We start from the raw sequence: 18,894 nt of genomic DNA, 5'->3' as shown, positions 1-18,894 counted from the left end.
ATCGATACAATTAAAGCTAAAGGTTGTTAATTTGTGCTAAATTACGCACAATCACACCATAACAGCGCCGTTTTATTGGATCAAAAGGTTTATTGTCACCATGACAATTGAAGCATTCAGCCCTATAAGCACCACAGATCACCCCAAAAGTGATCCTATTTATCGCCAGATAGCCCAGCAGATCAATCAGTTGATCCTCAATGGCACCTTAACGAGTGGTGAAAAACTCCCCACTCATCGCGCCCTTGCTGATCACCTCTCAGTGACAGTAGGCACAGTCACCCGTGCGTATGCCGAAGCAGAGCGCCAAGGGTTAGTCGAGGCACGCATTGGCGCGGGGACTTTTGTCAGTCAAGCTAATAAGCCTAATTGGGTGTACAAGTCTTCAGAAACACCATCGGTTAACGGCTGTAATTTTGGTTATAACATCCCACCACAACTCGACCGCGCCGATATGCTAACCCAAGCGATGCAGACCTTAAGTCGCGATCCTCAGCAACTTAACCAATTGATGTTGTACCAAGAGCCACAAGGCATCACCGCGCATCGCCAGCTTGTTGCCCAGTGGCTTCAACAAAAAGGCATCGCCATAGATGCAGAGCGCATGCACTTCACCTCAGGTGGCCAACACGCTGCACAATTAGCACTTTCTGCTTTTTGCCACAGTGGTGATACTGTGTTGGTGGAGTCAGTTTCGTACCCAGGCTTTCTGAGTTTGGCCAAACAACAGCAAGTTATGGTTAAAAGCGTAGAGATGGATGCCGAAGGCATGATCCCCGCCAGCTTAGATAAAGCCTGCCAGTTGTATCAGCCGCGGTTAATTTATTGCACCCCGACGCTGCAAAACCCAACAACCATGACCATGAGCGAACAACGTCGTCGTGACATTTTGGCGGTCTGCCAACAACACCAAGTGCTGATCATTGAAGATGACGTCAATGGCTTAATGCCCACTCATCGGCCAAGCCCGCTCGTCAATCTTGAGAGCGAACAAGTGATCCATATCGGTGGATTATCAAAATGCCTCGCTCCAGGATTGCGACTTGGCTATATCCAAGTACCGACCCGTCATCAAAAGCGTCTGAATATGGCCTTACATAATCACAGCTTGATGATCAGCCCCCTGCTGAGTGCTTTGGCGTGCGAACTGATCCAGCAAGGCGATGCGGATCGTATCTTGCAACAGATCAGACATGATATTGCGGCGCGGCAACGGCTCGTGGCCCATTACCTGTCAGAATTTACTCTCGCTCACGACAGGGCCAGCTTTCATGTTTGGCTGACCTTGCCTGAATACTGGCGATTGAGTGATTTTGTCTCGGCAGCTGAACAGGCCAAGGTCACGGTTAAATCGGCGGAGCTCTTTACGCCCCCGGGATGCACCACACCGCCCGCAGTACGATTAGCGATCAGTGCACCAGTGAACCATCAGCAACTTGAGCAAGGGCTGCAGATCCTCTGTGAGTTGCTGCGCACAGACCCTGTTTCTGACTTTCCACTATAAAGGACGCTACGATGACGGCTGCATTTACTCCCGCTGCGGGATTAGGTAATCCACACCTACAAACATTATTGCCACGCTTTATTCGTCGCAAACCGCTATTCACACCACACACTCAGCGGCTGGAAACCCCAGACGGTGATTTTCTCGATATCGCATGGACAGATGTGCCAAGTAACCATCAAGAAGTGAATAAAACCCACTGCCACTCACCACGGCAGCCGATTATGATCCTGTTTCATGGATTAGAAGGCAGCTTCAATAGCCCCTATGCCAACGGCTTATTGCACGCCGCAATGCAGCAAGGTTGGTTGGGCGTCATGATGCACTTTCGTGGCTGTAGTGGTGAGATGAATCGCCAAGCCCGAAGTTATCATTCAGGTGAAACCAGCGATGCACGCTTTTTCATTCAATGGATTAGACAACAATTTCCTGACTCTCCCTTGTTTGCGGTTGGCGTGTCACTGGGTGGCAACATGCTGGTTAACTACCTTGCCGAACATGGTGACGACAGCGAGCTCTGCGCAGCACAGGTCATTTCGCCCCCATTAGATTTGGGCGCCTGCGCTGAGCGTATTGAGCAAGGTTTCTCTAAAGTCTATAAACAATACCTGCTCAGCTCGATGAAAAAGAACATCAGCAAGAAGATGAACCTGTTGCCCGATGCGCTACCTTTAGATCAATCTGGTATCAATGCGATTAGCACCCTGCGCCAGTTTGATGATCTGGTAACTGCACCGCTGCACGGCTATCAAGACGCCAGTGACTATTACCAGCGTTGCAGTGGCTTACAGCGTTTGCATCAGGTCACTGTACCCCTGCGTATCATTCATGCCAAAGATGACCCTTTCATGACCCATGATGTTATCCCTTCACAGCCGCTCCCAGCCCACATTGACTATCACCTGAGTCCTAATGGCGGCCATGTGGGCTTTTTAACGGGATCATGGCACAAGCCCACCTTCTGGCTTGAAACAACCGTGCCCGCTTGGTTTGCGCCTTTTGCTGCGGTAAACACTCAACCTAGCCACAGCACGTCAGAGTAAAGCCTGATCCATCACGCTTTGCTTGCCTTGAACCGCCTTAACCACTGATAATAATGTTATCAGTGGTTACCTCCTCCTAAAGCAGTAAGTGGTTGTTATGATTATTCCTTGGCAAGACATCGCCCCAGATACCCTCGATAACCTGATCGAACACTTTGTTCTACGTGAAGGCACCGATTACGGTGAGCACGAAAAAACCTTAGAACAAAAAGTTCAACATGTTCGCCAACAGCTTGCCCAAGGCGAAGCCGTAGTGATGTTTTCTGAATTACATGAATCAGTCGATATTAAGCTTCGTCGAGATCTCAATTTCTAATACTCGACATCGCTTACACTTGATCTAATCGCAACATCCTGTTAATAACTCATCGTTAATCTTAACGACAGGGTTTGTCATGTCTGCAAAACACCCCATCATTGCAGTAACAGGTTCATCCGGTGCGGGCACCTCGACCACTTCAGAAGCCTTCCGCAAAATGTTCAATATGATGAGCATCAATGCGGCTTGGCTGGAAGGCGATAGCTTCCACCGCTTTACACGCCCCGAAATGGACGTCGAAATACGTAAAGCCAAAGAACAGGGCCGCCATATCAGCTATTTTGGCCCCCAAGCGAACGATTTCCCGCAACTCGAACAGTTTTTCCATCAGTACGGTGAAGACAGTACCGGCAAATTCCGCCGCTACCTGCACACCTTTGATGAAGCCGTGCCTTATAACCAAATGCCAGGCTCTTTCACCCCATGGCAAGAGCTACCTGAAAATACCGATCTCTTATTTTATGAAGGCTTACATGGCGGGGTCGTCGACGGTGAAACCAATGTTGCGCAGCATGTTGATCTCTTGATTGGCATGGTACCAATCGTCAACTTAGAGTGGATTCAAAAAATTGTTCGTGACACCCGTGACCGCGGTCATTCTCGTGAAGCTGTAATGGAATCTATTGTGCGCTCGATGGATGATTACCTCAATTACATCACGCCGCAGTTTTCACGGACTCATATTAACTTCCAGCGTGTTCCCACCGTGGATACCTCGAACCCACTTAGCGCCAAAGGGATCCCGAGTTTAGATGAAAGCTTTGTGGTGATCCGTTTTCGTGGGATCAAGAATGTCGACTTCCCGTACTTATTGTCGATGATCCAAGGCTCATTCATGTCACGCCACAATACCTTGGTGGTACCGGGCGGCAAAATGAGCTTTGCGATGGAGCTAATAATGCGTCCTCTGATCCAGCAGCTGATTGAAACAGGGAAAATCGGCTAGTCGCGGTTTAATTGCCGTGTGAAACAAATAACAGCAAAACGGAGACCTCAAGTCTCCGTTTTTATCATGCTGCTACAGTTTACCTAGCAATAGATTTATGCGGCGATCACTTCGTATGAATGCGTCAATTCAACCCCTTCACCCAGCATCAAACAAACCGAACAATATTTCTCGAGCGAATTAGCGACGGTTGTTGCCACCAAGGCTTCATCAAGATCATGTCCCGTCACCACAAAATGCAAATTTGCCGAGGTAAAAATACGTGGGGCTGTCTCGCGGCGCACCGAGGAAATTTGTGCTTCGCAGCCCGTGATACGTTGATCTGCAGATTGTAAACCATCAACAACATCGACCGAACTACAACCACCAGCCGCCATCAAAACCAACTCCATTGGACTGGGTGCTTTTTCGCCACCATTGCCGTCCATCACCACACTATGACCCGAATTTGACTGGGCAAGAAAAGTCATTCCTTCTACCCATTTCACACGTGATTGCATTGCTTTCTCCTTAGTGTTTTGGCGTCAATTCTGCATAATCTAACAACCGTGTGATCATGTGCACACTTATGAGTACAAAATGACGATTTCAGATAGATCAATATCAAGAAATGCCCACCGAAAAAAGTTAAACTCTCAATTAATTATTCAAGTGAGCTTGCAGCCCAGCGGCTGACTTAATATCCTAACCAGCGAGCAATTCTATTGTTAAGCCCAGACTGAAATTATAGGGATGTCGTTGTTGGGCAACAAACGCAGAGGAAGTTAGTAATATGGTTCCAGGTAAACCTCAAACAGATCCAACACTAGAGTGGTTTCTTTCACATTGCCACATTCACAAGTACCCATCAAAAAGCACTTTGATTCATGCGGGTGAGAAAGCGGAAACTCTCTACTATATTGTAAAAGGTTCTGTTGCTGTTCTTATCAAGGATGAAGAAGGCAAAGAGATGATTCTTTCTTACCTAAACCAAGGTGACTTCATCGGTGAACTTGGCCTTTTCGAAGAAGGTCAAGAACGTACAGCTTGGGTTCGTGCGAAGACACCTTGTGAAGTTGCTGAGATTTCATTTAAGAAATTCCGTCAGCTAATCCAAGTTAATCCAGACATCTTGATGCGCTTGTCTGCACAGATGGCAACTCGCCTTCAAGTAACAAGCCAAAAAGTGGGCGACCTTGCGTTCTTAGACGTAACGGGTCGTATTGCACAGACGCTACTTAACCTAGCGAAACAACCTGATGCAATGACGCACCCAGACGGTATGCAAATCAAGATCACCCGTCAAGAAATCGGTCAAATCGTAGGTTGTTCACGTGAAACCGTTGGTCGTATCTTGAAGATGCTTGAAGAACAGAACCTGATTTCTGCACACGGTAAAACTATCGTGGTATACGGTACTCGTTAATCTGTTGATTTATCGATTATCACTAGAAAAAAGCCGCTTTTGCGGCTTTTTTTATATCGGAAAAACACCATACCTATGGCGTATATCTAAATCCAAATTTGCTAACCTTGTCACTGATTCTTCACTTGCTAACTACGCCACCTTTGCTACATTGTGCATAACAGACGTCGATGGACGACGTCACCTCTTCCCCGACAAAATCGGCATCATGGAGTTCGTGATATGGATATCGAACGTTTTTCTCCGTACAACACTAACACCCCACCACCGAGCGTGATTGCCCCACTACCCACAACTGTTGAGATGACAGGGTTCAGTGGCCAACGTCACTTTCTCGAACAACATATCTCATTAGCGAATACGCCGCAGCGCCAAGAAGGCTCGCAGTGGTCACCGCCTTTAGAAAGCCTGTATTAAGCCACAGATAGAACAAAGGCCATGCTATCAACATGACCTCTGCGTGAAACGCTGGGATTGGCCGGAACATTGCACTCTAGCTGTCGGTACTTTCAAAGATCTTATCCGCCGACGCAGCGACAAATCCGGTATAAAGCTCACCATCGGCTTGCGGGTAGCGCTTGGCAAATTCATAAAAACCACCAGGGATCGTTTTTACCCCATCTAAAAAAGCGACAGGGACTTTATCTGCCATGGTAGAAGACTGCTCTAACATCTCTTCAGGACTGCCTTTCACTTCTCCACCCGATACATTGATGGCAAAGCCATTATGTGCCAATAAGTGATTCACCTCGGCCACTTCAGTAAATTGTTCTAGTTGGTTAATGCTAACCGTAAAGTGATTCGCGCCAAAGCCATGCGCCGCTAACCACCCTGCATATTCACTCTCTGCGGCTAACATCTCATACGTTTCAAAATCAATGTCCCACAAACGGCCGCCATACAAGAAGGCAGGATCTTTCACCGCTTGCTCTGGCACTTGATCAATCAAACTACGTACCGATTGCTGCAATAATGAGGAACACTGACCCACCAATAGCTCACTAATAAACACTTTTGGCGCCGCAGGGTTTGGGTGTTCAAAATGCTCAGCGTAGAGTTTTTTAGACTCAAAATGGTAAGTGCCACAAGGTTTGTAACCAATCGCAATAAAGGGTGCGGCTAGCACATCCAGTCCGACTTTCGGTAAGTTAAATGTGCGCAACGCAATATGGTCATTCAGTAGCGGCTCATCTTCGGTCAGTAATGTATGTACTTGATCCGCTGATGGGCACAGGCGTTGAATATAGTCTTGCCATAAGTTGTTAAACAGTTGCTCTACTCTTTCCATGTTGAGATGCTCCCCGCTGGTGATGGATGTAGAAGTGCCCTGATTCGACCTAATCAGTATGGCACTTCTTTTTTAGTTTGATGATGTCTGCTCAACTTGCTTACAAAGTAATACCTGGCGATAGCTGTGCAGGTAGCTCAGCTTGTTCACCCTCCATCGATGCCATAGGGTACGCACAGTAGTCAGCGGCATAGTAAGCACTCGGACGTAAGTTACCTGATGCGCCAGGACCACCAAATGGAGCATCCCCACTCGCACCAGTCAGCTGACGGTTACGGTTCACTATGCCTGCACGGATATGGTCAATAAAATATTGCCACTCACTATCATCGGTGGAGATCAAACCAGCCGATAAGCCGTAGCGGGTATTATTTGCCAAGGTAACGGCTTGGGCTAAATCCTCGTAACGTACGACTTGCAATAATGGACCAAAGTATTCTTCATCAGGCAAGTCAGCAATGGCACTCACTTCAATGATGGCCGGTGAGACAATCGCCCCTTGACCACGTTTCGCTTCAAGCAGAACCTCTCCCCCAAGGCGCACCAAATTCGCTTGCGCGGCAATAATGCCATCAGCAGCTTGTATTGATATTTGTGGCCCCATAAAAGGCTGAGGATCAGCAAATGGCCCATCAATGCGTAGCTGCGCCGTTGCTTCAACTAAGCGCGCAACAATGGCATCACCCACTTCACCTTTGGGTAAATACAAACGGCGGGCACAGGTACAACGCTGGCCAGCGCTAATGAACGCTGATTGAATTATGGTGTATACCGTGGCTTCCACATCACCGTGGGCATTTGAAATCACCATAGGGTTATTGCCGCCCATCTCCAATGCCAACATTTTGCCGGGTTGCCCTGCAAATTGGCGATGAAGAATGTGTCCCGTATTCGCACTCCCCGTGAACAGCAAGCCATCAATCCCTGTTGAACTCGCCAGCGCTTCACCGGTTGGGCGAGAGCCTTGCACTAGGTTAATCACACCTGCGGGTAAGCCAGCTTGTTGCCATAGCTTCATGGCCACTTCCGCCGTTTTAGGCGTTAATTCAGATGGCTTAAATACCACAGTATTGCCCGCTAATAATGCAGGAACGATATGGCCATTGGGTAAATGCCCTGGGAAATTATACGGGCCAAAGACCGCCATCACGCCCAATGGACGATGACGCAGCACGGCTGTTGTCGCCCCTGCCACTTCTTTTTCTTTATGGCCAGTACGCTCATGGTAAGCACGTAACGACAGCGCAATCTTACCCACCATAGCACCCGCTTCGGTGCGGGTTTCCCACAAGGGTTTCCCTGTTTCTTCCGCTATGGTCGTGGCAATATCTTCACTGTGTTCTTTGAGCAGTTCAGCATATTTTTCAACAATAGCCTGACGCGCGTCGAGCGAGGTATGACGCCAACTTAATAAGGCTTCACGAGCACTTTGCACCGCCAGTTCAACTTGGTCTGCGGTTGCCGCTTGTCCCTGCCAAATCACTTCAGAATTGAAGGGGTTTAACGACTGAAAAGACGCACCAAGACCCGCGACCCACTTCCCTGCTATCCAATTCACTGCGCATGATTGTGCCATGATATTCCCCTTATCTTATTGTCCAATCAGGCGAACCATGTCGCCTTGTTGTAGCTGTAATGCCTGTGCCATCGCAGGTGAAACAATCGCAATGTTACGCTCACCGTCGACCGCAACCTTTCCTACCGTGGCGCGAAAATTTTCAAACGAGGTATTACTGATCAAGTAATCATGCGAGCTACTGTGCTCGCCAATTTCAACGCGGCAACGCAAAGAGTGGCGTACCGATTCAATATTGCGGACCTCACATTCCACCATAGGGCCAGCATCAAAGATGTTCACATAGCCACGACAGGTAAACCCTTCTTGCTCCAGTAGCCGCAATGCAGGGGCTGTGTTGTCATGCACTTTACCAATCACAGCTTGAGCTTCTTCACTAAGCAAGTTGACGTAAATCGGTAACTTGGGCATTAAATCGGCGATAAAGCCTTTCGCCCCAATCCCCGTTAAATAATCAGCATGAGTAAAATCAATCGAGAAGAAATGCTCTTTTAGCCATTCCCAAAACGGTGAATGCCCTTCATCATCAGAGACACCGCGCATCTCGGCAATCACAGTTGGAGAAAAACGATGGCTATGTTCTGCCATCATCAAAAATCGCGCTTTAGACAACAGGCGGCCATTGAGACCTTTACGCCATTCAGGGCGTAAAAATAATGTACATAGTTCACTGTTACCCGTGTAGTTGTTGCCAAATGTCAGCAACTTCACCACGTTATGAACATCTAAACGGCGTGATGCATGTACCACAGTGCTCAAGTGATACGTATAGAAAGGGGTATCTAAACCAATGGCAGCTTCTATCCCAGTTGTACCTGCCACTTCACCCGTCTCAGTATCTTCCGCGACCATCAAGTAGCCTTCGGTACCAATTTCCGTTATCTCTTTTGCAAAACTCGCTTCTGAGTGTGCAATACGATTACGAAGCATGCCTTCATTAACAGGCAGTGAAGTAAAACCATGACCAGATTCTTCCGCACAGCGCATAAGCGCCGGGTAATCTGTTGCAGTAATAGGACGAATAACCAGCATCGAACTCCCTCCTGATGCAGGTAGCGATCATGTCGCTAACTTAGTGTTGGAAATAACTTCGCCAATGTAGGGGGCGAAAAGTTACAGCAATCAAGCTCCTGCCAATCGCTGTAGTCAGTTATAAGCGGGCCAGCCGCTATGCTCTCGCTCAGCGAGAGAGAAAAGACGTGCAAGGCATGGGCATTGCACGCGTCTAACCATTATTCTGGATTACCCTGAGACGACACCCTCGGCATCCATTACGCGTTGTACAATTTAGCAATCGCCGCTTCTAAGCGCGCTAAACCAAGATCAACATCTTCTTTGCTGATCACTAACGACGGCGTAAAGCGCACTACGTTAGTCCCCGCGACAAGTACCATCAAACCTTCTTCACCAGCCGCTAACAGTACATCACGCGCACGACCTTGCCATTCATCGTTTAACGCTGCGCCCAGTAAGAGGCCCTTTCCACGTACTTCAGCAAAAATAGGATACTTAGCATTAATGGTGGCAATACCCTCGCGGAACCATTGCTCACGCTCTTTGACACCCGCCAACACTTCCGGTTTGGAGACTTCATCCACCACAGCTTCCGCCACCGCACACGCAAGTGGGTTACCACCGTAGGTCGAACCATGCGTACCAATTTTCAAGTGCGTGGCTAGCTCTGCCGTGGTGAGCATGGCACCAATAGGGAAGCCACCACCCAGTGATTTAGCCGTGCTTAGGATATCGGGTGTCACCCCTAGTCCTTGGTAAGCATAAAACTCACCCGTACGGCCATTACCCGTTTGTACTTCATCAAAGATCAACAGTGCATTGTGCTTATCACAAAGCTCACGCACCCCCTGAATAAACTCCGGAGTTGGCGAAATAATGCCGCCTTCGCCTTGCAGTGGTTCCATCATGATGGCACAAGTGCGATCTGAGATATGATCTGCCAGCGTCGCAAGATCATTGTAAGGTAGGTGGGTCACATCGCCCGGTTTAGGGCCAAAGCCATCCGAGTAAGCCGCTTGACCGCCAACGGTTACCGTAAAGAAGGTACGCCCGTGGAACCCTTGTTTAAACGCGATAATTTCTGATTTATCAGCACTGAATCTATCGGCAGCGTAACGACGCGCCAATTTCAATGCGGCTTCATTCGCTTCTGCCCCCGAGTTGGCAAAAAAGACACGCTCAGCAAAGCTGTGTTCAGTCAGCTTTTTAGCAAGACGTAATGCAGGCTCGTTAGTCATCACATTGCTTAGATGCCACAGTTTATCGGCTTGCGCTTTTAGCGCCTCAACCATAACTGGATGACAATGCCCTAAACAGCTCACCGCGATACCACCGGCAAAGTCGATATATTCGCGATCATTCTGATCCCACACACGCGCACCTTGCCCCTTCACAGGGATAATCTGCATCGGGGAATAACAAGGCACCATGACCTCATCAAATAACTGACGTTCTACTTTCTGTTCCATTGCCATCACACTTTCCTTCTGTGTATACCGCCTTAAGCATAGTATTTACATTTTATTAACGAATTCCAATAGCAGAATATTCTTTTTGCGCGCAAAAGTTTGCCTGAAACTGGATAAGCTGTAGATATTTATGCGCGTAATGAGCGAATTTATGAAGACCGTGGCAATAAAAGGTGTCTTTCCTTCAAGGAAAGAACAGAACGGCTCCAAGCATCACCCCACGTATCATAAGGAGGACAAAAGGGAAATGTAGGCTATCTTGGCAGGATGGATGAAAAACGGTGTTTAAACCTAGTTTATTCAGGCGAATATTCTACCGAATAACACACCCAGCTAAAAATGCAGATAAAAATGAAATATATGTTAACAATAGTGATAAAGATCTCGTATTTGAGATACCTCACCTCCACTTATTTGATCATTATTTCAGTTTTCGTTGAAGAAAATTCGCCAATAGCTGGTGACCTTGCTCGGTCAAAATACTTTCAGGGTGAAATTGCACCCCTTCAATAGGTAGCGTTTTATGGGCAATGCCCATGATTTCATCGAAGGTGCCTTCACGCTCAGTCCATGCTGTAACTTCAAAGCACGCAGGGAGAGTATCAGCCTTCACCACCAAAGAATGGTAACGCGTCACCGTCAGTGGATTATTGAGGCCATGAAACACACTGCGATTGGTATGAATGACAGGAGACGTTTTACCATGCATAACTTGGCGCGCACGGACCACCTCACCACCAAATACTTGTGCAATAGACTGGTGGCCTAGGCACACACCTAAAATAGGTAGCTTCCCCGCAAAATGGCGAATCGCCTCCAGCGAGATACCCGCATCATCAGGTGTACAAGGGCCCGGAGAGATCACCAAATGACTTGGTGCTAGTGCAGCGATGCCTGCAATATCAATTTCATCGTTGCGCACAACTTTAACCTCAGCACCCAGCTCCGAAAAATACTGGTACAGGTTATAAGTAAACGAATCATAGTTATCGATCATCAACAGCATAGCTTTACATCCTTACTTGGCTGGTTGGTATTTTGCAAATCCCTCGATGAAAGGCAAGGTAATTCGCAGGCTAACCCGCTCTATGTCAGGATCCATGAAGGTTCACGATTTTGAGCAGTTAAAAATCGCGCACAAACTTAAATATTTTTTAATATATCAAATTTAGTTAGAAAAAATTTGCATCACTCAAAATTTGATGTGATACTTCGCGGCATAATAAAAATGTATCCCATTCTTCGGTATACGGCGTTATCGCGGTATACAAAGACGGAACCCAAGGCTGCGCCTCTTTTGCTCCACAACTGACGGCGCTTTTTTTTGAGCGGTTATCATTGGCCTGATTGAACAAAGTCAGACAAGTCATACCTGCTTTGAAAGCATTGTGGGATTTTTTAGAACTGCTATTTGTCGATAAATTTGAGGTTTGAAATGACAACAACTATCGCCAGCGACCAAGCACCAGCAGCGATTGGTCCTTATGTACAAGCGAAAAAGTTTGGCAACATGCTAATCACCTCTGGTCAGCTTCCAATTAACCACGAAACCAAGGCCATGCCTGACGATGTTGCCGAGCAAGCGCTTCAATCTTTAATGAACGTGAAAGCGATTGTTGAAGAGGCAGGTCTTACCGTAGGTAACATTGTGAAAACGACTGTTTTTGTCAAAGACCTCAATGACTTTGCCAAAGTAAATGAAGTATACGGTGCATTCTTTGATAAAGAGTGTGGCGCATACCCTGCACGTAGCTGTGTTGAAGTGGCACGTCTACCTATGGATGCAAAGGTAGAAATTGAAGCTATTGCAGTAGCAGAGTAATCCCCCTACTCTCTCTGACAGCTTTCCTCTTGCGATAACCCAGCCACATGGCTGGGTTATTTCATTTCATGCTCTCCAAAAAATCTCCCTTATCGCCGCTTTTAGCCAACCTAAAACTTGAGTGGATCACTAAGATTTATTCTTTGGCCTGAATAAGTTACTATCTACATGTACAACATCAAACCAAGTCGAGTGGAAAACAAGCCTACAATCTATCTATAATTCGCTGTTTTCCTCGCGCTATACCATGCAAACACGCTTTAGGAAAATGTAGATGAAACCAATCATTGGCGTAACCACAGTCACCCACAGATACGAGCGCGGCACCATAACCAAGGTCTCGACCAACTTTGCAAACGCGATTTCAAAAGGCGGAGCTGTCCCCCTGCATATCCCCATTCTTAAAACAAAAGAGCAAGCACGAGAAATTTTAAGTGTCATTGATGCCTTAGTCATCTCGGGCGGCGATGAAAGTGTCCACCCAATGTTTTACGGCCAACCCTACTCAAAGCACCATGTCTGCTGCTATCCCGAGCGTGACGAATGGGAAATCATGCTGGTACGTGAAGCCGCAGATATGGGAGTACCTATGATGGGTATTTGCCGTGGTATGCAGCTACTTAATGTGGCGTTTGGCGGTAATTTGATCAGTAACCTTCACAATGAGATCGATGAGGTGAATGGCCACTGGGGGGGCAATATTGATATGGCATTTGCCGTACATACTCTAAAACTAAAAACTGGCAGCATAATGCATGACATTTTTGGCAAGGATACCATCATGGTCAACTCATTCCACAATCAGGTAGTCAAAGATTTAGGCGAGGGCTTCACACCAACAGCTTGGGCAGAAGATGGGTTAATTGAGGCATTTGAGAACCCCCATCATAACTATACTGTGGGGGTACAGTGGCACCCCGAAGCCATGATTGAACGTCATGAAAACATGGTGCTACTTTTTGAGCGCCTTCGTGATGAAGCGAACGCCCACAAGCGGATACGCTTGAAAAAAGAATACGCCCTTGTCACGGAATGACACCAAGCAATCATGCATAAAAAAGCAGCCACTAAAGTGACTGCTTTTTATCTTTACTAACACAGAGCATTATTCGACATACACTATGCCGCGATTGCTCATGCTAAGGTTAATCACCCCATTATGGACGAGCAACAAAACCTACTGCTTCGTAAGCTTTTTTCAGCGTTACGGCTGCGCGCTCAGATGCTTTTGCAGCACCCGCTTTCATCACTTCATCCATGTAAGCACGATCAGCACGAATACGTTTATATTCCGCTTGAATAGGCTCCAACATTGCAACCAATGCTTCACCCACATCGTTCTTAAATGGGCCGTACATTTCTACACCTTGGTACTTCGCTTCGATTTCTGCGTAGCTCATACCCGTTGCCGCTGAATACAGACCCATTAGGTTAGCAATACCCGCTTTGTTCTCAACATCATGAGCAATACGCGGTGGCATCTCTGCATCAGTCTGCGCTTTTTTAATTTTCTTCAAAATCGACTTCGGCTCTTCTAGCAGTGTAATCACATTCTTGCGATTATCATCTGACTTAGACATCTTCTTCGTCGCGTCTTGAAGGCTCATTACACGCGCATTCACGGTTGGAATATAAGGCTCAGGCACTTGGAATAGCGGCGCTTCAGGCGTGTAGATGTTGTTAAAGCGCGTCGCGATATCACGAGCTAGCTCTAAGTGTTGTTTCTGATCGTTACCCACAGGAACTTGATGCGCGCCGTATAGCAAAATATCAGCAGCCATTAGTACTGGGTAACCAAACAGACCTGCGTTTACATCGTTGGCGTAACGAGCAGACTTATCTTTAAATTGGGTCATGCGGCTTAACTCACCCATTTGGGTGTAGCAGTTAAGTAGCCAGCCTAGTTGTGCATGCTCTGGTACATGCGATTGAACAAATAAGGTGCTCTTCTTTGGATCAACACCAACGGCTAAACAAATCGCTAGCGCGTCCAGTGTTGCTTCATGAAGGGCTTTTGGATCTTGACGCACAGTGATCGCATGTAGGTCGACAACACAGTACTGACAATCGTAATCATCTTGCATCTGTTCCCACTGACGCAGCGCACCCAGGTAGTTACCAATACTTAATTCGCCAGATGGCTGAACGCCACTTAATACAATGGGTTTACTCATGATGGGATTTCCCTGATTTGCTCATTAACCAAACTAAGCAGCGGCCAAAAGGGCCGCTGAATATATTTCCGATGACCAGCTAGGCTGTTCGTACTAGCTGTCTAGTTTAACCACTTCTGTCAAAAGACTAAAGTGATCCAGCACAATATCGGGTTCACTTGCGCTGATAGGCTGACCATAGTTGTAACCGTAAGTCAGTCCAACAACATAACACGATGCCGCCTTAGCCGCCAAAATATCATTACGCGAATCGCCAACCATCAGCATTTGTGATGATGCCAGTTGATGCTTGTCCAGCAACCAATTCAACGCAAAGGGATCCGGTTTTTTCAACGGGAAGGTATCACCACCGATCACATCAACAAAGTAGTCGCTAATCCCATGCTGCGCTAACAAATGCGGCACAAATTGAGCCGGTTTATTCGTGACTATCGCCATTGGGATGCCAGCTTGATGAAAAGCAGCCAGTGTGTCTTTAACCCCCGCATACAGAGTGCTCTTTTGATGGCCGCCTTCATCATAAAAACGATCAAATAATTGGCGAGCTTCTCGGTGCAATGCTGGGTCTAGATTAGGATCAACGTCTAGGCTTTGGCTCAAACAGCGACCAATCAAAATATCAGCGCCATTACCAATCCAAGTCGTCACTTGCTCTACTGTGACGCGTTCACGCCCTAGTACTTGCATCGTTTTATCTGCAGCTTCAGCTAGATCGGGCACGCTATCCAGTAACGTGCCGTCTAGATCAAAAGCAATAAAACGGATGCCTTCGATATGCACCATCTTAACGCTCTACTTTCGCGAGTTCAGCGCGCATCTCATCGATCACGGCTTTGTAATCAGGTTGACTAAAGATAGCGGAACCTGCCACAAACATGTCTGCACCGGCTTCGGCGATTTCACGAATGTTGTCCACTTTAACGCCACCATCAATTTCAAGGCGAATGTCGTAACCTGACTCATCAATACGCTTACGCACTTCACGCAGTTTATCTAACGTTGCAGGAATAAAAGATTGGCCGCCAAAACCAGGGTTAACCGACATCAATAAGATCATGTCGATTTTATCCATCACGTAATCGAGATGGTGCAGTGGTGTCGCAGGGTTGAACACCACACCGGCCTGACAACCGTGCTCTTTAATCAGTTGAAGCGTGCGATCTAAGTGCTCTGTCGCTTCCGCATGGAAAGTGATCATGGTCGCGCCCGCTTTGGCGAAATCAGGAATAATACGATCAACAGGCTTCACCATTAGGTGTACATCAATCGGAGCTGTGATGCCGTAATCACGTAGAGCTTTACAGATAGGTGCGCCAAACGTCAGGTTAGGTACGTAGTGGTTATCCATTACATCAAAGTGCACCACGTCTGCACCTGCTGCGAGTACCTTTTCTACATCTTCGCCTAGACGCGCAAAGTCTGCCGATAAGATAGATGGTGCGATCAAAAAGTCCTTCATGTTCAGCCTCATTAGAAACACGTTATTGCCGATGGCGATACCGAGAGCACACGCCACCGAATAAGAGAAATCGGCGCAATTCTACCCGATCACGCAAACGTTGTCCTATTTCAATGCTGGTTCAATTTCACGCTATGCTCATTGTATTAGCAGAGTATTAATGAGAATAAGATGGCAAAGCAGGATAAACCACCAATGACTAAGGCCTTTCTAAGTGCAGTTGCAGCGCTATTTGGGGTACAGTCCGACAAAAATCGCCAGCAAGATTTCGCGCAATCCAGTCCTTGGCCTTTTATTTTGGCAGGGATCATTGTCTTAGGGTGTTTTGTAGGGTTCTTATTAGGGGTAACTTGGCTAGTTACCCACTTAGAGATGGTATAGGTACATCAAACAGCTGACTTATTGGGCTTTAAACAGTGCCAACAACTCATCAACTTTATTTCGACCACCGCCATTGCGACTAATGGTACGCTTTACTTTCACGACAGATAAATCCGCGCCATGGTACAAACGGCGGGTTAAGGTGGTGTCATGGTTTGAAATCAATACCGAGATCCCACGTTCATTCGCAGCATTCTCAGCGGCATCAGCCAGCGCAGCTTGATCATCCAAGCTAAAGCCATTGCCCGCGTATGAAGTAAAGTTCGCAGTGGTTGATAACGGCGCATACGGTGGATCACAGTAAATCACACTGCCTTTACGGGCACGTGAAAACGTCTGCTGGTACCCTTCACACACAAAAGTCGCTCGCTTGGCTTTCTCAGCAAAGTAGTACATTTCCGCTTCTGGGAAGTAAGGTTTTTTATACGAACCAAACGGAACATTAAACCCACCTTTTTTGTTATAACGGCACAAGCCATTAAAACCATGGCGGTTCATGTATAGGAAATACAGAGAACGCAGGTAGGGATCATTCGTCGCATTAAACGCCGCACGGATCTCGAGGTAAGCGCCTTTTTGGTTATATTCAGGCGTGAAAAGCTGGCGCACATCTTCGACGTACTGCTCAGGGTTCTCTTTGAGAATATTGTACAGGTTGATCAAGTCTGGATTGATATCCGCCAGTAGGTACTGGTCGAAATCTGTATTCAAAAATACAGAGCCGGCACCAACAAAAGGCTCAACCAACTTACGCGCGGGCGGTAAATGGCGCTCGATTTCCTCGACCAGAGAATACTTACCTCCAGCCCATTTCAGGAATGCACGATGCTTTTTCATTTAGCTAGCCACCACCAATAGCACGAATGTTACGAAAGGTGGCGGATTGTACCCCATTTCATGGGTAACCTGATACCAATTGGAGGAATTATTTGCCATCACATTAGATTATTTTACGCGGTCTATCTCGCGGTGGATCTGGCTGTATGATTTTACCCAAGGTTGGCCAGCTTTTACGCTATTAGGTAGGCTTTGCTCGGCTCGGCGCGCTGAAGCAACCGTATTAAACTTCCCCGTTACCACAATAAACCACGGCTCGTTACTACGGCGGGTTTCATAAATAGTGGCAATATCACGAATCGCATGGTCAGCAACAAAATTATGGGCGGCTGATAATGACCTTAGCGCAGCCAACTGTAAGGCATACTGCCGAGCAGGTACTTGTTTTAATTCACTGCCCAACACCTTTTCATTATTGCCACTTGGCTGTGTGCTCTGGCGTGGTGTTGATTCAGTCACACTTGGTGTAGCTGTCGTAGATGGTGCAACAGGCGCAGGTCGTTCACTCGAAGGATTGCTCGCACCGTTAACAGGCTCAGTCGATAAGGTTTGGATGGCTCTTTCACCACTGCCACCCAATGCTTGTTCCGCGATCAGACCATCAACTAATTCTGCTGGTACCACAACACGCTTGCCTTCATCGCGACGACCAACGGTCAGTCCATCGACTTTTACTTCAGGCGGTAGCAAGGGTGAATCATCAAACCTTGCTTCTGGCTCCTGAGTAATACCCGACGACGGCACTGTGATTGAGGTTAAATCACTACTCGGCAGTGGCTCGGCATTAGCAACGTCACGTAACGGCGTTAACTCAAGCGGCACATCCGTTGGTTCGGATGTCGCAACTACGCTTGTAGAAGGCGAGCTTGAATCTGGTAAAAATAACCATACTGCTGCCGCACCGACAACAACAGCCAATAATGTTACTAACAACGCAGGCGATAACGTCCGATTTGCAGTCTTCACCATTCCTTGGTCTTCCTTGTCATTTAGCCGCACCAGCGCCCCTGGACGGGGTTCGACAAGCATGGCTTGTTCTCTTAATTGACGACGAGCGGTTGCATCGAGACCAGACGATGTGAACATCACTTCCACAAACATCTGAACTTCGGCTTCACTAAAGTCCCCAATTTCTAATTCTAATGGTGTCTGCCCCTGACCATGTGATACTTGGCTTAAATATTTATTCAAACGTCCCGTTTGGCTAAATAGCAGTACATTCACTTGCCAATGCGGCACACTCTGCGCTTTCACCACCAAGGCCCACAACTCTGCTATCAGTGTTGGACTTAGGAGGTGTGCGTCATCAATGACCAGCAACAATTGGAGCTTGTCGTCCCCTAACATTCGCTCGATACTTTGCAATAAAGGATCTTGCTCATTGAACAATGGAGACGGCACTAATTGATTGAGAATGAAGGTGCGATGCTGCGCATCTGACTGGCTTGGATGGCACAATAACAAGGCTTGCTTGTTATCTTTGGCCCATGTTTCGAGGTAATACTGCGCTAACCATGTCTTTCCTGCGCCTTCACGACCAGAAACTTGAATAAGGTTAGAGCTAAAGCGCGTTAAAAATTGGAGGCGAGACAAAAGCTGGATTTGACTGTCCAAATCCAAACTCTTCAAAGTCAGGTCACTGACCATACTCGACCGC

At 47.3% G+C, this 18,894-nt stretch carries 20 protein-coding genes; 9 read left to right on the top strand and 11 right to left on the bottom strand.

All coding sequences use genetic code 11. From position 1 onward, the window contains the following. Positions 1-100 precede the first annotated feature (100 nt). From OCU77_RS01260 to OCU77_RS01245, 4 genes are all read left to right on the top strand, one after another. The gene (locus OCU77_RS01260) at positions 101-1,504 is read left to right on the top strand and encodes an aminotransferase-like domain-containing protein (RefSeq protein WP_048898906.1); all 1,404 of its coding nucleotides are present in this window, start codon (positions 101-103) and stop codon (positions 1,502-1,504) included. A gap of 11 nt (positions 1,505-1,515) precedes the next feature. Next, the gene (locus OCU77_RS01255) at positions 1,516-2,547 is read left to right on the top strand and encodes a hydrolase (protein WP_048898905.1); all 1,032 of its coding nucleotides are present in this window, start codon (positions 1,516-1,518) and stop codon (positions 2,545-2,547) included. 97 nt (positions 2,548-2,644) lie between these two features. Further along, on the top strand, positions 2,645-2,863 hold the full coding sequence (locus OCU77_RS01250) for a YheU family protein (protein ID WP_048898904.1): 219 nt from the start codon (positions 2,645-2,647) through the stop codon (positions 2,861-2,863). A 79-nt stretch (positions 2,864-2,942) separates the two neighbouring features. Beyond that, positions 2,943-3,812, top strand: coding sequence for a phosphoribulokinase (locus OCU77_RS01245; protein ID WP_048898903.1), 870 nt, complete (start codon positions 2,943-2,945; stop codon positions 3,810-3,812). Between the two features lie 95 nt (positions 3,813-3,907). Here the strand turns inward: OCU77_RS01245 and OCU77_RS01240 are convergent, their stop codons facing one another. After that, positions 3,908-4,312, bottom strand: coding sequence for an OsmC family protein (locus tag OCU77_RS01240; RefSeq protein ID WP_048898902.1), 405 nt, complete (start codon positions 4,310-4,312; stop codon positions 3,908-3,910). A gap of 272 nt (positions 4,313-4,584) precedes the next feature. On the opposite strand from OCU77_RS01240, the gene crp reads away from it, so the two are divergent. Then, positions 4,585-5,217, top strand: a complete 633-nt coding sequence (crp, locus tag OCU77_RS01235) for a cAMP-activated global transcriptional regulator CRP (protein ID WP_048898901.1) — start codon at positions 4,585-4,587, stop codon at positions 5,215-5,217. A 222-nt stretch (positions 5,218-5,439) separates the two neighbouring features. Next, positions 5,440-5,634, top strand: a complete 195-nt coding sequence (locus tag OCU77_RS01230; RefSeq protein WP_048898900.1) for a hypothetical protein — start codon at positions 5,440-5,442, stop codon at positions 5,632-5,634. A gap of 76 nt (positions 5,635-5,710) precedes the next feature. On the opposite strand, the gene OCU77_RS01225 is transcribed toward OCU77_RS01230, so the two are convergent. From OCU77_RS01225 to OCU77_RS01205, 5 genes are all read right to left on the bottom strand, one after another. After that, the gene (locus tag OCU77_RS01225) at positions 5,711-6,505 is read right to left on the bottom strand and encodes a DUF1338 domain-containing protein (RefSeq protein WP_048898899.1); all 795 of its coding nucleotides are present in this window, start codon (positions 6,503-6,505) and stop codon (positions 5,711-5,713) included. A gap of 100 nt (positions 6,506-6,605) precedes the next feature. After that, entirely contained in the window at positions 6,606-8,081 is a 1,476-nt protein-coding gene (astD, locus tag OCU77_RS01220; RefSeq protein WP_048898898.1) for a succinylglutamate-semialdehyde dehydrogenase, read from the bottom strand. A 15-nt stretch (positions 8,082-8,096) separates the two neighbouring features. Further along, positions 8,097-9,113 carry an arginine N-succinyltransferase gene (astA, locus tag OCU77_RS01215; protein ID WP_048898897.1) on the bottom strand — a complete coding sequence of 339 codons (1,017 nt, stop codon included), beginning with the start codon at positions 9,111-9,113 and terminating at the stop codon, positions 8,097-8,099. A gap of 239 nt (positions 9,114-9,352) precedes the next feature. Beyond that, positions 9,353-10,570: an aspartate aminotransferase family protein gene (locus OCU77_RS01210; RefSeq protein WP_048898896.1), complete on the bottom strand. Its 1,218-nt coding sequence runs from the start codon at positions 10,568-10,570 to the stop codon at positions 9,353-9,355. Positions 10,571-10,985: 415 nt separating this feature from the next. After that, positions 10,986-11,570 carry an aminodeoxychorismate/anthranilate synthase component II gene (locus tag OCU77_RS01205; protein ID WP_048898895.1) on the bottom strand — a complete coding sequence of 195 codons (585 nt, stop codon included), beginning with the start codon at positions 11,568-11,570 and terminating at the stop codon, positions 10,986-10,988. Positions 11,571-11,999: 429 nt separating this feature from the next. Between OCU77_RS01205 and OCU77_RS01200 the strand changes: the two genes are divergently transcribed. Together OCU77_RS01200 and OCU77_RS01195 are read left to right on the top strand one after the other, a co-directional pair. Continuing rightward, complete coding sequence (locus OCU77_RS01200) at positions 12,000-12,386, top strand: RidA family protein (RefSeq protein ID WP_048898894.1); 387 nt, start codon at positions 12,000-12,002, stop codon at positions 12,384-12,386. A 274-nt stretch (positions 12,387-12,660) separates the two neighbouring features. After that, positions 12,661-13,422: a gamma-glutamyl-gamma-aminobutyrate hydrolase family protein gene (locus tag OCU77_RS01195; protein ID WP_048898893.1), complete on the top strand. Its 762-nt coding sequence runs from the start codon at positions 12,661-12,663 to the stop codon at positions 13,420-13,422. A 121-nt stretch (positions 13,423-13,543) separates the two neighbouring features. On the opposite strand, the gene trpS is transcribed toward OCU77_RS01195, so the two are convergent. The 3 genes from trpS to rpe all read right to left on the bottom strand — a co-directional run bounded on the left by trpS (position 13,544) and on the right by rpe (position 16,019). After that, entirely contained in the window at positions 13,544-14,560 is a 1,017-nt protein-coding gene (trpS, locus tag OCU77_RS01190; RefSeq protein WP_107302834.1) for a tryptophan--tRNA ligase, read from the bottom strand. Positions 14,561-14,653: 93 nt separating this feature from the next. Further along, positions 14,654-15,343, bottom strand: coding sequence for a phosphoglycolate phosphatase (locus tag OCU77_RS01185; RefSeq protein ID WP_048898892.1), 690 nt, complete (start codon positions 15,341-15,343; stop codon positions 14,654-14,656). Between the two features lies 1 nt (position 15,344). Next, positions 15,345-16,019 carry a ribulose-phosphate 3-epimerase gene (gene rpe / locus OCU77_RS01180; RefSeq protein ID WP_048898891.1) on the bottom strand — a complete coding sequence of 225 codons (675 nt, stop codon included), beginning with the start codon at positions 16,017-16,019 and terminating at the stop codon, positions 15,345-15,347. A 171-nt stretch (positions 16,020-16,190) separates the two neighbouring features. On the opposite strand from rpe, the gene OCU77_RS01175 reads away from it, so the two are divergent. Next, positions 16,191-16,400: a DUF2970 domain-containing protein gene (locus tag OCU77_RS01175; protein WP_048898890.1), complete on the top strand. Its 210-nt coding sequence runs from the start codon at positions 16,191-16,193 to the stop codon at positions 16,398-16,400. Positions 16,401-16,418: 18 nt separating this feature from the next. Here the strand turns inward: OCU77_RS01175 and OCU77_RS01170 are convergent, their stop codons facing one another. Next, entirely contained in the window at positions 16,419-17,237 is an 819-nt protein-coding gene (locus OCU77_RS01170) for a Dam family site-specific DNA-(adenine-N6)-methyltransferase (RefSeq protein ID WP_048898889.1), read from the bottom strand. A gap of 108 nt (positions 17,238-17,345) precedes the next feature. Beyond that, complete coding sequence (locus OCU77_RS01165; RefSeq protein ID WP_239685964.1) at positions 17,346-18,851, bottom strand: SPOR domain-containing protein; 1,506 nt, start codon at positions 18,849-18,851, stop codon at positions 17,346-17,348. Positions 18,852-18,894: the final 43 nt, after the last annotated feature.

It is taken from the genome of Photobacterium swingsii (genome assembly GCF_024346715.1).
In the GTDB taxonomy this organism is placed as follows: domain Bacteria; phylum Pseudomonadota; class Gammaproteobacteria; order Enterobacterales; family Vibrionaceae; genus Photobacterium; species Photobacterium swingsii.
The sequence above is the reverse complement of the archived record's forward strand: the minus strand, read 5'-3'. Positions and strand labels throughout refer to the sequence as shown.